The sequence below is a fragment of the Vibrio sp. MED222 genome (genome assembly GCF_000153005.1).
Lineage (GTDB): Bacteria > Pseudomonadota > Gammaproteobacteria > Enterobacterales > Vibrionaceae > Vibrio > Vibrio tasmaniensis_A.
In genome coordinates this window covers 2,844-19,517 of record NZ_CH902607.1, presented here as the reverse complement: position 1 = coordinate 19,517, position 16,674 = coordinate 2,844, and the positions used below count along the sequence as shown (strand labels likewise).

At 43.6% G+C, this 16,674-nt stretch carries 11 protein-coding genes; 6 read left to right on the top strand and 5 right to left on the bottom strand.

The annotated features are described in order from the left end of the window. The first annotated feature begins 158 nt into the window (after window positions 1-158). The 3 genes from emrD (at window position 159) to xthA (ending at window position 4,761) form a co-directional block, all read left to right on the top strand. Window positions 159-1,364 (top strand): multidrug efflux MFS transporter EmrD, encoded by a 1,206-nt coding sequence (gene emrD / locus MED222_RS14595; RefSeq protein ID WP_009846325.1) that lies wholly within the window; start codon window positions 159-161, stop codon window positions 1,362-1,364. Between the two features lie 330 nt (window positions 1,365-1,694). Continuing rightward, window positions 1,695-3,785, top strand: coding sequence for a S9 family peptidase (locus tag MED222_RS14600; RefSeq protein WP_009846324.1), 2,091 nt, complete (start codon window positions 1,695-1,697; stop codon window positions 3,783-3,785). A gap of 169 nt (window positions 3,786-3,954) precedes the next feature. Then, entirely contained in the window at window positions 3,955-4,761 is an 807-nt protein-coding gene (gene xthA / locus MED222_RS14605; RefSeq protein ID WP_009846323.1) for an exodeoxyribonuclease III, read from the top strand. Window positions 4,762-4,851: 90 nt separating this feature from the next. Here xthA and MED222_RS14610 read toward each other — a convergent pair whose 3' ends face one another. The 5 genes from MED222_RS14610 to MED222_RS14630 all read right to left on the bottom strand — a co-directional run bounded on the left by MED222_RS14610 (window position 4,852) and on the right by MED222_RS14630 (window position 10,964). After that, a complete protein-coding gene (locus tag MED222_RS14610; protein ID WP_009846322.1) occupies window positions 4,852-7,587 on the bottom strand; it encodes an ImpA family metalloprotease in 2,736 nt (911 codons plus the stop codon). Between the two features lie 199 nt (window positions 7,588-7,786). Further along, window positions 7,787-8,464 (bottom strand): ABC transporter permease, encoded by a 678-nt coding sequence (locus MED222_RS14615; protein ID WP_009846321.1) that lies wholly within the window; start codon window positions 8,462-8,464, stop codon window positions 7,787-7,789. 2 nt (window positions 8,465-8,466) lie between these two features. Further along, window positions 8,467-9,207: an ABC transporter permease gene (locus MED222_RS14620; RefSeq protein WP_009846320.1), complete on the bottom strand. Its 741-nt coding sequence runs from the start codon at window positions 9,205-9,207 to the stop codon at window positions 8,467-8,469. Between the two features lie 79 nt (window positions 9,208-9,286). Continuing rightward, on the bottom strand, window positions 9,287-10,057 hold the full coding sequence (locus MED222_RS14625) for an ABC transporter substrate-binding protein (protein ID WP_009846319.1): 771 nt from the start codon (window positions 10,055-10,057) through the stop codon (window positions 9,287-9,289). Between the two features lie 136 nt (window positions 10,058-10,193). Then, complete coding sequence (locus tag MED222_RS14630; RefSeq protein ID WP_004736532.1) at window positions 10,194-10,964, bottom strand: ABC transporter ATP-binding protein; 771 nt, start codon at window positions 10,962-10,964, stop codon at window positions 10,194-10,196. 799 nt (window positions 10,965-11,763) lie between these two features. Between MED222_RS14630 and MED222_RS14635 the strand changes: the two genes are divergently transcribed. From MED222_RS14635 to MED222_RS14645, 3 genes are all read left to right on the top strand, one after another. Then, complete coding sequence (locus tag MED222_RS14635; RefSeq protein ID WP_009846317.1) at window positions 11,764-13,305, top strand: DUF3360 family protein; 1,542 nt, start codon at window positions 11,764-11,766, stop codon at window positions 13,303-13,305. Between the two features lie 315 nt (window positions 13,306-13,620). Beyond that, on the top strand, window positions 13,621-15,897 hold the full coding sequence (gene pflB / locus MED222_RS14640) for a formate C-acetyltransferase (RefSeq protein ID WP_009846316.1): 2,277 nt from the start codon (window positions 13,621-13,623) through the stop codon (window positions 15,895-15,897). Window positions 15,898-16,098: 201 nt separating this feature from the next. Then, window positions 16,099-16,674: lipid A-modifier LpxR family protein (locus tag MED222_RS14645; RefSeq protein ID WP_009846315.1), on the top strand; the 576-nt coding region annotated here is incomplete at its 3' end.

Sequence of the window (16,674 nt, the reverse complement as noted above, 5' to 3'; positions counted from 1 at the left end):
TAGATTTTTATCTTGATCAACTTCACACTTTTTGGTTGCTAAGTAGACGCTCAATCTCTAATATCTCGCGCCTAGATTCCCAGGTTACTTTACTTATTTGGCTCTCCTTAATGGAACGCCAAGGCTTTTTACGTCCTAATTTTTGGAGAGATACGCAAATGTCCGCCACGTTTCCATTAGCGAAACTTACCTTTTTAATCGCTATTCTGACTGCCGTGGGTCAAATGACTCAAACGATGTACGTGCCTTCTATCGGTCATATGGCGGGTGAGTTCTTGGTTTCAGCATCTTCGCTTCAAGCTGTGATGGCGTGCTACCTGATCCCTTATGGTCTGTCGCAATTTGCATACGGTCCACTTTCTGATCGCCTAGGTCGCAAACCAATCATCGTTGTCGGTTTGATCATCTACATCATCGGTACTTTGGTGGCATTGTTTGCTCACGAATATGAATGGTTCTTAGCAGGTAGCTTTATACAAGGTTTGGGCATCGGTTGTGGTGGTGCGATGTCTCGTACATTGACTCGCGACTGTTTTGAAGGCGCAGAACTGCACCGCGCAAACAGCTTAATTAGCATGTGTGTGATTTTCTCACCATTGATGGCTCCTGTATTAGGTGGGTACTTAACAGAAGCTTTCGGTTGGCGTTCTAGCTACTTGTTCCTGGCGCTGTTTGGTATCGCAGTGGTGATCACCATGATGACGAGCATGATGGAAACTCTGCCAAAAGAACGACGCAAACATGAATCGGTTGCCAACAGCTACAAGTTCGTTCTATCTGACAAACGTTTCCAAGGTTTCTTATTGGTATTGGTCGCAACATTTGCAGGTGTAGCGGTATTTGAAGCTGCGGCAGGTGTATTACTTGGCGGAGTACTTGGCTTGCCAGCAACCACAGTAAGCTTGTTGTTTGTATTACCCATTCCAGGTTACTTAGTCGGTGCTGGCCTATCCAGTTACATCGCACAACGTAGCAGTGAGCGCCGCGCTCTGAATGTTGGACTAGTTGCTATCTTGGTAGGGTCTACCGTGGTGTTGATACCAGGTCTATTTAGTCAAACAACAGCATTAACTTTGATCGGTGGTGCTACGATTTACTTTTTGGGCGCTGGTATCTTATTCCCGGCGGCAACAACAGGGGCGCTTTCGCCATTCCCGTACCACGCAGGTACTGGAGGTGCAATTTTGGGTGGTATGCAAAATCTAGGTGCTGGCATCGCAACACTACTGGCCTCGTTCTTCCCAGCTCAAGACCAACTTCCGCTCGGTTGCTTGATGATTGCAATGTCATTCATCGCCATGCTTGGTTTACGTTGGGTTAATCGTAAACCTGACCATTCAAACGAAATGCCATTGGCTATCTAAAGTAAACTCTACCTCAGCTCAAACAACGAAGAGGGACAGACTGAAAAGTGTGTCCCTTTTTCATTGCACGTTTCCCCCAGCTCACATCTACCATCGATTCCATTAAACATTACTTTGATTTATTGAAAACAATAACAGACACTTACGCTGAAAGTACCAATCCAGAATCCCATTATAAATAACATCACTGGAAGAAAACTAACCACTAAAGGATGCTGGCATTAAAACGAGTAAGGTACACAATAGGATATACAGATGCGTTTCGCTTTAACCACATTAGCCGTATCGGCCGCACTTGTCGCCGGATGCAGCAATCAAGGAATAACAACCATGGACCACAACTCTCCATCGCAACTCATCGCACATCAAACCCAAGCTCCCGTAGCTAAGAAAGTCCCTCATGCAATGACGATTCATAGTGATACCCGAATCGATGGTTATTACTGGATGCGTGATGATGAGCGCCAAGACCCAGAGATCTTGCAGCATCTTGAGCAAGAAAACCAGTACGCAGAGGCCGTGCTGAAACACACTGAAGCATCACAAGAACAGTTATTTGAAGAGATCAAAGGCCGAATCGCAAAAGACGACCATTCGGTTCCAGTTCGCAAAGGCAGCTACTACTACTCGAATGAAGTCACAGGTGACAACGAATACCCAGTTCACTTGCGTGAAAATGACTTTTTAGGTACAGACAAGCAAGTCATCTTAGATGTTAACGAACTAGCAAAAGACCATGAATTTTTCAGTATTGGTGGCTTAACGATCAGCCCAAGCGAAAACTTGTTGGCCTATGGCGAAGACACGCTGAGCCGCCGTATTTACACCATCAAGATTAAAGACCTCACGACAGGTGAATACCTAACAGATGAAATTGAAGGAGCTTCGAGCGCTATTGCATGGCAAAACGACAACCAAGCCTTTTACTACATCAAAAAAGATCCACAAACATTACTTGGTTATCAAGTTTACCGCCATGTGTTAGGCACACCTCAAACAAGCGATGAGCTAATCTACGAAGAAGCCGATAGCGCTTATTACACCTCTTTAAGTAAAAGCAAAGATGGTGAACAGGTCTACATTTGGCACTCGAGTACAGAAACCAGCGGTGTTTCAGTCATAGATGCCAACAACCCAAACGCTAAAGCTGAAGCTTTCTACCCACGAGAAACGGGTATCGAGTACAGCATCGCTAAGCTAGGTGATTGTTACTACATCTACACCAACTACCAAGCGGTCAACTTCCGTTTAATGAAAGTCACTGCTGAAGAGATGCATGACCGCTCTAAATGGGTCGATGTCATTCCTGCTGACGAGAATACTCAGCTTGTTGACTTCGAGCTGTTTGATGACCATCTGGTTTACGAGCAACGTGCGAATGGCTTGTCTACAGTGAAAGTTCGTCAACTCTCAACAGGGAAAGAGTTCCCACTTGAATTTAACGACACTGCTTTTGCTGCTTACCTAACAAGTAACTATGAATTAGATAACTCAAAAGTTCGCGTCTATTACAGCAGCTTAACCACACCAGGTACTTACTATGATTTCGACCTAAGTTCAGGAGAATCCGAAGTCATGAAACAAACACCTGTATTGGGTGATTTCGAAGCGGATAACTACCAATCAGAGCGAATTATGGTAACGGCTCGCGATGGTAAGCAAGTACCTGTCTCTCTGGTTTATCGCAAAGATTTATTCAAGAAAGACGGCACTAACCCAATCTACCAATACGGCTATGGCTCTTACGGATCTACGATCGAACCTACCTTCAGCTCAACTCGCCTAAGCCTACTGGATAGAGGTTTTGTTTTTGCGATCGCTCACATCCGCGGTTCAGAGATGCTCGGGCGCCCTTGGTATGAGGACGGCAAAAAGCTAACCAAGCAAAACACGTTCAACGACTTTATCGATGTAACCAAAGGGCTAGTTGAAGAAGGCTACGGCGCACAAGATAAAGTGTTCGCCGTTGGTGGTTCTGCTGGCGGTCTATTGATGGGCGCAATCATCAACCAAGCACCAGAACTGTACTGTGGCATCGGAGCACATGTTCCGTTTGTGGACGTTGTCACAACCATGCTTGACGAATCGATTCCTCTTACCACCAACGAGTATGACGAATGGGGCAACCCGAACGATAAAACCTATTACGATTACATGCTAGGTTACTCACCATATGACAATGTGAAGGCTCAAAGCTACCCGAACATGTTGGTAACAACAGGCTTGCATGACTCACAAGTACAATACTTTGAACCCATGAAGTGGGTGGCGAAGCTGCGTGAGATGAAAACAAACAACAACGTGCTGCTGTTCAAAACCGATATGGAAGCCGGTCACGGTGGCGCTTCTGGTCGATTTAAGCGATTAAAAGAAGACGCACTTGAATACGCGTTCTTTTTAGACTTGCTAAAGACTCAGTAGATTCTGCGTAAAAGTGAGTATTCACACCATTTTGTCGCCATTTAGGGGCGACAAAATGGCGACAGAAATTATTAAGCATGCTTAAATACGATTAATCATGAAACCCACCAAATCAGCAAGCCCTTGAAAAGCAAGCAATCACAAGGGTTTACGAGAGGTATAAAAACAAATGAAAGTAATTAGCTTCAACATCAATGGCCTTAGAGCCCGTCTTCATCAGCTTCAGGCTATTATCGATAAGCACCAACCTGATGTGATTGGTCTACAAGAGATCAAAGTGCACGATGAAGCCTTCCCACTAGCCGATGTTGAAGCTATGGGTTACAAGGTTTACTTCCACGGCCAAAAGGCTCACTACGGTGTGGCTATGCTGTGTAAGCAAGAGCCGATTTCGGTACAAAAAGGCTTTCCTACAGACAATGAAGACCATCAAAAACGCATGATCATGGCGACGTTTGAAGACGACAATGGTGAGAAGATCACTGTGCTAAATGGTTACTTCCCTCAAGGCGACAACATCAAGCATGAAACCAAATACCCGTACAAGCGAGAGTTCTACAAAGACTTAATGACGTACCTGAACGATTACCACAACAAAGATGAACAAGTGATCGTAATGGGCGACATTAATATCAGCCCTACCGATATTGATATCGGTATTGGTGAACCTAATGCGAAACGTTGGTTGAAAACCGGTAAATGTTCTTTCCAACCAGAAGAACGCGAATGGTTGAAAACATTGATGGATTGGGGCTTTGTGGACAGCTTCCGTTTGCTACACCCTGAAGTGAACGATCAATATTCGTGGTTTGATTACCGCTCAAAAGGTTTCGTGGACAACCGTGGCCTGCGTATTGATGTAGTCCTAGCAACTCAAAAGCTTGCTGATAAGTGTACTGAAGCGGGCATCGACTACGAGCTACGCGGCATTGAAAAACCGTCAGATCACGCTCCGATTTGGTCGACGTTTAAGTAGTTACTTTTAGGTAACAAAACTTAGCCATATAAAAAAGAGAGGAGTTAATATCTCCTCTCTTTTTTCTTCGTGACTCGATCTGCCATATACCTAATTAAGCGGCCAAGCGGTCGTGCCGTCAACATCTAACGGCGTCTTAGCAAATTCATCTAAGCAATAGCCTTGATTAGATGATGCAAAATATGTCAAAGGCATGTTACTTAGACTAAGAGCAGTGACTTGTTGCTTCGCTTTATCACTGAAACTGAATCCCCACATATCTAAGTATTGTGTCATATCCCTTTCTGCAACGTAGCTTAATGCGATAAGTAACCAGTCATTGTTGGTGATGCCTTCGGCTTCCTGTTTGGTGTAATCTGAAAAACCAATCGAGCCTTTACCGTTGTTCCAAAGAGTATCACTGGCTTTCAAGCGATTAAACTCGCGTTCAATCAAGTGTAAGCGCCCTAGTAAATGCCAACCTGAATTCAATACACCTTGCTGCTCAGTCAACATCATCATTTGAATGAACATACGAGCCCCCCAACTCCAACCCGTTTGATTTTGAGCCGCCATAAAAGCGTTTGGATCTGGTTGAGTTCGGCTCTGCTGTAAAAGTTGATACTGCCCTTTAAAGTCTAGGCTTTGGCAAGACGATACCTTTGTCGTGTCTTTGTAATACTTTGATTTACTAAAATACGAATAATAGTTGGTTGTTGAGTGGCCTTCCCATCCAGCGAATCTAAAACGTCCTCTTTCCAGTCCATGACCAAGCTCGTGCAAATCACCATGCCCTAGAGGATGAAAAGACCAATAAGCATCGTAAGGGTTTCCTGAACAACCGTAACCACAAGTCGCTTGATCGGCATTCATGTGCTTCACAATATCAATGTTCGCAATTTCCCAACCCTTTGCCTCTCCGTATTGATGAATTTCAGCAATTTCATCAATTCCTGGCCCTTTGAAACCTGCAAGTGCATGAGGAAGGTTGTGTACGTAACGCTCAGTGGCGAGAGCCATATCATGCGGCTGTGCCCAATCAGAAGCTCCAATAGACTCTTTCATCTTGTCTAGCTTAGAGTGAACTTCAAATCCGGGAGTCACCAACTCAGCCCAATCAAACTTTCCTTCTTCAAGCTGCGCGACAAAGCTATCGTTGTCCGCTTTACTTCGCCAAACAGGGTGTTGGGCAACATTTTCAAAACGGAGCTCTACATCGATATCGTTGGTATCAAAATGAACTTGTAATGTCCCGCCATAGGCAGAGGTCAGGTATATCGTTTCTCCATGTTTTACGGGGTAAGTTACCGAAGTCAAAAACTTCGGCCTTGCATAGCCGTCTTTACCCGAAAACTCATGAGTCGCACCACTACGTAGTGTGTTAAGGGCAATCGACGTTGCCACTTTGTTATTATCTAATCGCGTCACTTTGATCGTCTTACCCGGTAAGGCGTATACACCCGCCGCACGGAAATTTCTCTTTGACTCTAAAGTAATATTCTTGCTGATGAGAGGGACATTCTTAAAGTTCTTGGTGCTGAAGTTCCCTAAACTCGGCTGTGCTGCATTATGTTGTCGAGTGTTGTATGTCGCGTAATCACTGTAATACGATCGAAGAAAGTCGATTCTATCTGTTACGTCTTTACCCATTGGGTACTTAACGTCTTGTCGGTAGCGATCAGCAAGTAGCAGTAACAGCTTTTCATATTCGTAGTTCTTGGATGCAAAGAGATCAATTTTTTTGCTATCAAGCGTCGTTAGGTGTGAACGAATACTGTTCGCTGCCTTATAGAACTCTTCATCCATGTTGGACTCATCTGGGCAAGATTTGTCATCACATAAATTTAAGTCAACAGTGAAACTATCGAGTTTCAGGCGCTGTAAAAGTGCTTGCTGTTTGACGATATTATCTGGCATGCGATCAATCAGTTGCGTTGAATCCCAATTTGACAGCCCTAGCCTGCGCCAATAGTTATCACCAACATACGTCATATGCATTTCTGCAAATAGTGCGTTGCCTAAGTCCGTCATACCGCCATCAAGATGCAAGTACAGCACGGGAATCTTTCTGTTGAACGCCAAACGTAACCCCGTCATTACATCGTTAATTTCGTCACCATCATTTAACTTTTGAGACAAAATCAATAAATCAGGGTTGTTCGTTTCAATACATTGGCTTAATTTGCTGCCGTCACAGGCGTTATCATCATTGATAACCATCGAAGGATTGATGTTGCTCGTTAGCCAGTTTCGCGTTGCTTTGTCATCAGGAAAATAATAAGACTGATCCATCTGAGCCAAGACAACATTCTTAGGTGAACTTGTGCCTGATGCCCAACCCACCAAGTTTTTCAACCACACTTCCATTTCTGCGTTGACTGAATCCGTTGAACGTTGCTTAGTTCGAAATGGGTTACTTGCTAACGCAGCGTAACGACTACCGCTCGATGTATAACCTGCAATACCAATCGCAAGCTCTTGGTCAGTATATCCACTCTGCATCGCTTTATTGGTTTGCAGGATGACATCGTTGAAGCCGTAAGTTGGTAAGATTATCGCGGCATCGTGTGTTGGATCCCAATGAAGATTGCGCAGCGGCGTGCCGTCTGAATTTTTAGACAGAGACTGTTTAATTTGACTGTAATCAGATTTGTATTGGGCAACGAGCGTTTGGCTGGCGTCAATAAACTCATTGGCATTAGATACAAGGGATGCATCTCCGGATTCAAGCGCTTTTTGTACCGCCGTTTTACTCGGAGGTTGAGCGGAATCACTAGAACCACCACATGCAGAAAGTAGTAGAGACGGCGGCAGAATTAGACACAAAGATAAGATGTTTTTTTTCATTGTTATACGACACTCAAAAAAATTGGAGCAAGTGTATCTATGGGTTTACTTAAGTCAATTGATTCGACTAATGGGTTCGTAATTTATGGAGTGAATTTAACAAATACCACTTAAACTTATTAGAACCCGAACAATTGAATTGAAATTAAAAACGGCGCTACAAGAGCGCCGTTTATCTAAGAAAATCTGTATCGTAGAGTTAACTTAACGGCCTTAAGTAAGCAAGGAAACGCTTCTCTGCAAATTTGAAAATCGCAATGATGATAAACGTTAGCGCCATGTAGAATAGACCTGCAGTTAGAAAAGACTCGAATGGAGCGTAGTAGCGTGAGTTGACCAAACGTGCTGCGCCAGTTAGGTCCATAATGGTTACGATACCTGCTACTGCAGAGCCATGAAGCATAAAGATAACTTCGTTACTGTAAGCCGGTAATGCACGACGCAGAGCACTTGGCAAAATGATGCGGCGGTAAGTCTTTGGTGTGCTCATGCCGTACGCTTTTGCTGCTTCAACTTCACCTTTCGGTAAGCCATTAATAGCACCACGAATGATCTCTGCAGTATATGCTGATGTGTTTAGAATAAACGCAACTAAAGCACAGAACCACGCGTTTTCCCATAGTGTATCTTTTACTGGGAAGAATTGGTCCATACCGTAGTAAATCAGGTACAACTGCACCAATAACGGCGTACCACGGAAGAAATAAATGAACGACCAAGCTGGTGCATTAATCATCATATTTGGACTGTTACGAGCGATAGCTAATGGTATGGCTACGAATAAGCCAACAATCAAAGCGACACAAACCATCCAAGCCGTTGTCCACAAACCACCAAGGTAAATCGGCAGGCTTTCAATTATCAATGAAAAGTCCATAACTACCTCGCGTGGATACTGAATTTACGTTCAACCAACTTAAGTAAGCCCGTCGAAACACTGGTGAAGAATAAGAAGATGATTGCTACCGTCATATAGAAGGTAAATGGCATTTTGGTTGAACCCGCCGCCAGAGAGCTAACACGTACCATGTCTTCAAGGCCAATAATAGAAACCAGCGCGGTAGTTTTTAGTAAAACCAACCAGTTATTACCAAACCCTGGCAGTGCGTGACGAATCATTTGCGGTAATAGAATACGACGGAACGCTAAAACAGGGCCCATGCCATAAGCCTTTGCCGCTTCCATCTCACCGCTGTCGACAGCCATTATTGCACCACGGAAGGTTTCTGCCATGTACGCGCCAAAGATGAAGCCAATGGTTAAGACACCAGCAATAAATGGGCTAACATCAATATAATCAGGTAGGTAAGCGGTCCATTCGTGGTTAGGGTCACTTGATGTGAACCACTCATTGAGCCACTCATTGATGGAATACAAACTGTTGTTTAAAAGGATTTGTCCACCAAAGAAAATCAGCATCATCAATACGAGATCGGGGATACCTCGAATAACGGTTGTGTAGAGGGTTGCAATAGCACGAGCCCAGCGGTAAGGCGCTAGTTTTGCTAAGGCACCTAGCATACCAAGAACCATAGCTAAAATTAGCGACAGTAAGGCAACTTCGATTGTAAGCACCGCCCCTTTCAGGATCGACGCTTCATATCCTTGTAAATCAAACATAATGAATTCCAACAGAACTGCGAAAAAGTTGGTAAGACAGGGAGAGGTGAGCCTCTCCCTTAAGAAGTGACGCTAGAGATTACTTACCGTATACGTCGTAGTTGAAGTATTTAGCAGCGATATCTTGGTAGATGCCTTTTTCACGTAGCGAAAGGATTGCAGCATCTAATTGCTTAGTCAGATCTTTGTCTTGCTTACGTAGAGCAATACCAAAACCTTCACCGAACCACTTAGGATCAGTTAGTGATGGACCAACAAACTCGTAGTCTTCACCACCCGCTTTGTTTAGTACACCTTCTTCTAGAGCAGATGCATCACCCAGTACAGCAGCAACACGACCGTTAGCTAGATCAAGGTAAGCTTCGTCAAATGAACCGTAACGAACGATTTCTACTGTGTCGCCGTAGTTATCTGTTAGGTACTTGTCGTGAGTTGTTGCACGTTGAACGGCAATTTTTTGACCACTTAGATCATCAAAGTTAAGGCCTGCACCTTTTTTAGCGATGAACTTGTTTGGGATAAGTGCGTATTTACCTGTGAAATCGATCTTTTTCTTGCGCTCTTCCGTGATAGACATTGCTGCAATGATCGCATCATATTTACGAGCAAGCAGAGAAGGAATAATACCATCCCAATCTTGTGCAACGATCTTACACTTCACCTGCATTTCAGTACAAAGCGCGTTAGCCATATCGACATCGAAGCCTTTCAGCGAACCGTCAGCTTCTGTCCAGCTAAATGGAGGGTAAGCACCTTCAATACCGAAACGTACTGTTTTCCATTCTTTTGCTTGAGCTACGCCCGTTGCAGCAGTTGCAGCAAGTGCCGCGACTAATAACCACTTTTTCATATCCCTACTCCTGTGATTTAGGTTTTTATGTTTTGCTAATTTTAATATTGTGTTTGTTGTTACTTATTAACTTACTTGTTGTGTTTCATTGTTAACACTGTCGCCATTTACCTTAGCAACAGCATTTCAATTCTGATTAGTAAATCGATGAGATAAATTGTTGTAATCGCTCAGATTCAGGCTCAGTAAACAGTTTAGCTGGATCGCCCTGTTCTTCCACCAAGCCTTGATGTAAGAACATCACATGATTTGATACGTCACGAGCAAAAGCCATTTCATGTGTTACCACAAGCATGGTTCTTCCTTCTTCTGCTAGATCGCGCATTACACCAAGTACTTCCCCTACTAACTCAGGATCAAGTGCCGATGTTGGTTCATCAAATAGCATTACTTCAGGATCAACCGCTAACGCTCTTGCAATCGCCGCACGCTGTTGCTGTCCGCCAGATAAATGACCCGGGTAGTAATCTTTGCGTTCATATAGCCCTACTTTCTTCAGTAGCAGCTCAGCATTTTCAATCGCTTGTGCTTTAGGTACACCTAAGACGTGAACAGGCGCTTCGATAACATTTTCGAGAACGGTCAGATGAGACCACAGGTTGAAACCCTGAAAAACCATCGCCAGACGAGAACGGATTCGCTGTACTTGTTTTTCATTGGCAGGAACAGAAACACCTTGGCGGTTGTTTTTCATTTGAATTAATTCACCATTAACCCAAATCTCGCCAGCAGTAGGTGTCTCTAAAAGGTTGATACATCTAAGGAAAGTACTTTTACCCGACCCTGAAGATCCGATAATCGATACTACATCGCCTTTATGCGCAGAAAGTGAAATTCCCTTTAAAACTTCATTTTGACCAAACGTTTTGTGTAAATCCTTTATGTCCAGCGCTGGTACATCTTTCATGCGCTTTCTCTCCCAAGTTTGTGAAAATGCAAGGTACTCCGACCTTTTCATGCGATACAAACTAGCACCACACGAAACAACATGCAACAAATTATTAACCTAATAATTGAGAATAAATAGCGATTAACTCTGACTTATTATGCAATGAATAGCGTTTTAGTCTCAATTTACTGAATGAAATGTATCAACAAGCTGTAATTGCGACTCTGACATTGTTTAAATAAAGTTAATCAAAATGAGATTCTCGTAGCTTGATGCCTCACAAGAAAAACACGTTTTGTGAACTTAAAAACTGCGCTTCCGACAAAATCTAACACCCGCAGTAGTACACCAAACTCACTATACGAGAACGTCATTTAAAGGCCGTTGAGTGGTTAAAACTCCATAGGCAACTAAGAGACCAGTTGCTAATAGTAAAACCACTCAGTAAGTCAGAGGTATCCGGCTGATGCTATGTAGAGCAAGGCATGAAGAAGATAGCTAACGTCAATTTGTGAAAACTAATTACACAATTCATCAACGGTACGTTAATGAATCGCTTCGTTTTGTAGCTTTCTTTCACATAAACTCATAAAGTGATCAAGATCAATCACCCTAAAGGGTAAGCTTGTTAGACTCAGCAGCAAAGAATAAGGCGTTAAAAATGCCAAACATTTCTTTTAACTTAGCTGCATAAAGCACATCAAAACCGTGCAACATAATATTAATAAGTTATAACTAAGAAATAACGCAATTACGCAATTACGCGAAATTTTATAATTCAATTTTAGAATTACTAACATAAAAATATGAGGAATCTATGTCAGACGTTGTGAATAATGCGAACTCTGAAGTAGAAGAGAAAAGCTATAAAGAGCTACACCGCCCTGCTTCTGAATTTGAGAGCCGCTCAGATTACTTAGATCACGAACTTCAAATCATGAAGCCTCGTCGTTTTGGCCTAAACCTTCCAGGCCGTGATTTCCGTTTTGAACTTGAAGATCTTGTTCCTGCACTTGCTGGTACCATCGGTATCATCGCGATGTACTCTGCAGTAATGATGTCTTGGGCTGATGGCCTAACTCAAGCTTGGGATCACGTAAACCTAGGTAAAGACTTCGCGATTGAAGTTGCTCGTGTAGAAATGCTGATTCCTGCACTGCTGTTCTGTATCCTTGCTTCTGGTTTCTTCAACCCGAAAGCAAACCTTGCCGGTAACCACGGCCCAATGATTCCTCTTATTGGTACCATCGCTCTCGCTGGTGCTCACCCTCTTGCATTGGCTATCCTTATCGGTGTCTTCGGTCTAATCCTAAGTTTCCTAAAAGGCGGCTCCAAGCTGGTTAACCTGACTTCGGAAGGTACCGCTGGTGGCTTGCTCATTTTCTTAGGCCTAACAGGCACCATGAGCCAAATTAACTCAATTCAAGCATGGGCGGTTGGTCTTCAATCTTCTACTGTTGAAGCGGGTAGCATGGGTTACGTTGGTTTAATCGTTCTTGCTATTACTATTGCTATCTATGCTTTCTTAGCAAAAGTGAACAAGCGTTGGTTAGCTATCCCAGTTTGTGCATTCACAGGCCTTGCTATTGCATTAGCATTGGGCGCTGGTTTCGATATCGTATTCGAAACTGAAATGGGTATCCCAAACCTAAACCCAGTTTACTGGTGGGGTTCGACTTCTGAAGGTTGGATGCTTGGCTTGCCAAACGTTGAACACTTCATCGCTTCTCTACCATTTGCAATCCTAGCGGTAGCGATGTGGTCACCTGATTTCCTAGGTCACCGTATCTTCCAAGAACTAAACTACCCTAAAAAGTCTGAAAAAGTTCTGATGGACGTTGATGACACTATGACTATGTGTTCAGTTCGTCAAATGGTAGGTACAGCGGTTGGTGGTGGTAACATCACGTCTTCTTGGGGTACTTACATGATCCCAGCAGCAATCGCGAAACGTCCAATTCCTGGCGGCGCAATCTTGCTTGGTTCTCTATGTATTATTGTTGCGATTCTTGGTTTCCCAATGGACGTTGCAGTATGGCCACCAGTGATGCGTGTTGCGCTACTTGTAGGTGTATCTCTACCTCTACTTGAAGCGGGTATGCAAATGGTTAAGGATTCAAAGGATTCTCAAGCAGCTGGTATCTGTATCTTCGGTTCAGCGGTTGTTAACCCTGTATTAGCATGGGCTCTGACTATGCTTCTTGATAACAACGGTCTAATTGGTGATAAAGAGCGCGCGAAGCGTCTATCATTTGTAGACAAGATTGTAATCCCAGTTGGCGTTTTAGTTATCTGTTTAGTAGCAATGCTTGCAGTTGGTATGCTAGAAAGTCAGTATGGCCTAAAAGCTTGGCTATAATGCTCATTACTACACAAAAGTAGTATCGGGATTAAAAAAAAGTTTGGGTGGCAACCCCTGCCACTCAAATTTTTTCAACTTTTTTTGGCATTTATTGATTTAGTTTAAGGTTTGCAGAAATTTTTTAGCGTAGTCTTGAATACATAGAGTAAAGACAACATATAAAAGGTAGTGACAATATATATAACCATATGACGCTCATATACTCATATGCTCATATATATTGTTATTAATAAGAGTGTACTACCCTTACGAGGGGCGCTGGCTCAACAGTGTTAATGTACGTATTTTTTCTACTAAAAAGGTAGGTATGTCATGGCAGAGCAATTTGCTAAAGCTTGGGAAGATTTTGCTGCAGGTGAGTGGCAAAGCGAAGTAAACGTTCGTGATTTCATTCAAAAGAACTACACGCCATATGAAGGCGACGAGTCTTTCCTAGTTTCTGAGGGTACTGAAGCAACTAACAAGCTTTGGTCTTCGGTAATGGAAGGTATCAAACAGGAAAACGCAACTAAAGCACCTGTAGATTTCGATACTTCTGTTATCTCTACCATTACTGCTCACGATGCAGGTTACATTGAGAAAGATCTTGAGACTATCGTTGGTCTACAAACTGAGAAGCCACTAAAACGTGCAATCATCCCTAACGGTGGTGTACGTATGGTTGAAGGTTCTTGTAAAGCATACGGTGAAACTCTTGACCCAATGGTTTCAAAAATCTACTCAGAATACCGCAAAACACACAATGCTGGCGTTTTCGATATCTACACTCCTGATATCCTAAAATGTCGTAAGTCTGGTGTTCTGACTGGTCTTCCTGATGCTTACGGCCGTGGTCGTATCATTGGTGACTACCGTCGTGTTGCACTTTACGGTATCAACTTCCTAATGACAGACAAAGCTGCTCAATTCGCTTCTCTACAAGAGCGTTTCGAGAACGGCGAAGATCTTGCTGCTACAATGCAATTGCGTGAAGAGATCTCTGAGCAACATCGTGCTCTAGGTCAAATCAAGCAAATGGCTGAGAAATACGGTTTCGATATCTCTGAGCCAGCTCAAACTGCTCAAGAAGCTATTCAGTGGACTTACTTCGGCTACCTAGCTGCTGTTAAATCTCAAAACGGTGCTGCAATGTCTCTAGGTCGTACTTCGACTTTCCTAGACATCTACATCGAGCGTGATATCGCTGCTGGCAAAATCACAGAAGACCAAGCACAAGAGATGATCGACCACTTCGTAATGAAGCTGCGTATGGTTCGTTTCCTACGTACTCCTGAGTACGATGAGCTATTCTCTGGCGACCCAATCTGGGCTACAGAGTCTATGGGTGGTATGGGTGTTGATGGTCGTACGCTAGTAACGCGTTCGAACTTCCGTTTCCTTAACTCTCTATACACTATGGGTCCTTCTCCAGAGCCAAACATCACTGTTCTTTGGTCTGAGCAACTACCTGACGGCTTCAAGCGTTTCTGTGCGAAGGTATCTATCGATACTTCTTCTATCCAGTACGAAAATGATGACCTAATGCGTCCTGACCTTGGTTCTGATGATTACGCAATCGCTTGTTGTGTATCACCAATGATCGTTGGTAAGCAAATGCAGTTCTTCGGCGCTCGTGCTAACCTTGCAAAAACTATGCTTTACGCAATCAACGGCGGCGTTGATGAGAAGCTTAAAATGCAAGTTGGCCCAGTTGGCGACAAGATCACTGACGAAGTACTTAACTACGATGACGTAATGGGTCGCCTAGACACATTCATGGATTGGTTAGCTAAGCAATACGTGACAGCTCTAAACAGCATTCACTTCATGCACGACAAGTACAGCTACGAAGCGTCTCTAATGGCTCTTCATGACCGTGACGTTCGTCGTACTATGGCTTGTGGTATCGCTGGTCTGTCTGTTGCAGCTGACTCACTGTCTGCAATCAAATTCGCGACTGTTAAACCAATCCGCGACGAAGATGGCATTGCAACTGACTTCGAAATCGAAGGCGATTACCCTAAATACGGTAACAACGACTCTCGTGTAGATGACATTGCTTGTGAACTAGTTTCTACGTTCATGAACAAGATCCGTAAGCTTAAGACTTACCGTGATTCAATCCCTACACAGTCAGTTCTTACTATCACGTCTAACGTGGTATACGGTAAGAAAACAGGTAACACTCCAGACGGTCGTCGTGCTGGCGCTCCTTTCGCTCCTGGTGCAAACCCAATGCACGGTCGTGATGAGAAAGGCGCTGTAGCTTCACTAACGTCTGTAGGTAAACTACCGTTTGCTGATGCTCAAGATGGTATCTCTTACACTTTCTCTATCGTGCCAAACGCACTAGGTAAAGAAGAAGATAGCCAACGTGCTAACCTTGCAGGCCTAATGGATGGTTACTTCCACCACGAAGCTGGCATTGAAGGTGGTCAACACCTTAACGTGAACGTTCTTAACCGTGAAACTCTAGAAGACGCAGTTAAGCACCCTGAGAAATACCCTCAGCTAACGATTCGTGTTTCTGGTTACGCTGTACGCTTTAACTCTCTGACTACAGAGCAGCAAGCTGACGTAATCGCACGTACATTTACTGAGTCTCTATAAGCTCACGCTCAATAGACAGTAAAAACTATTAGCCTCGCCAATGTGCGGGGCTTTTTTATATCTACTCTAAATCTCATCAATACCCCCTCCCCCAAGAAAGATTAGATTGGCCACAAAAAGCACACTCGCATTCACTTTTTTTCTACAAATCCACTCAAACTACGGTACTATTTCTGTTCATCATTTTAGAGTAACCGCTACATGAAATACCTTCGTTATTTACCACTGATTCTCCTCTCTTGTTCATCACTGGCATCTGAACGCTCTACGTTAACTTTTGCGTTAGACAACGATGGTATCTTTGGTGTCGATCAAGACTATACCAACGGTTTATTTCTGGGTTACACATCGTCAAGTATTACGCCATACGCTTGGGTAAAACCATTGAGCCTTTCCTATTGGGGCGCAAGCTCTTTAGATAAGTGGGAAATCACCATTGGTCACAAGATGTACACGCCTTCTGACATTGAATTAGAAAAACCATCAGCCAATGATCGTCCATACGCAGGTTACCTACATACAGAATTCAACTACATCAGCTTGAACCCACAACAAGCCCAGCGTTTTAACATCACGTTTGGTACTACAGGCGAGCGAGCACTTTCCGAAGACGCTCAAAAACTGGTTCACTCAATCACTAAATCAGACGAACCTATGGGTTGGAAGTATCAAGTTGATGATGAGTACGCACGTAGCCTTGGTTACTTAAGTCATTTCAACCTAATGCGTAATCAAGCATTAGCGAATACTGACTTCGAGATATCTAACGTATCAGAG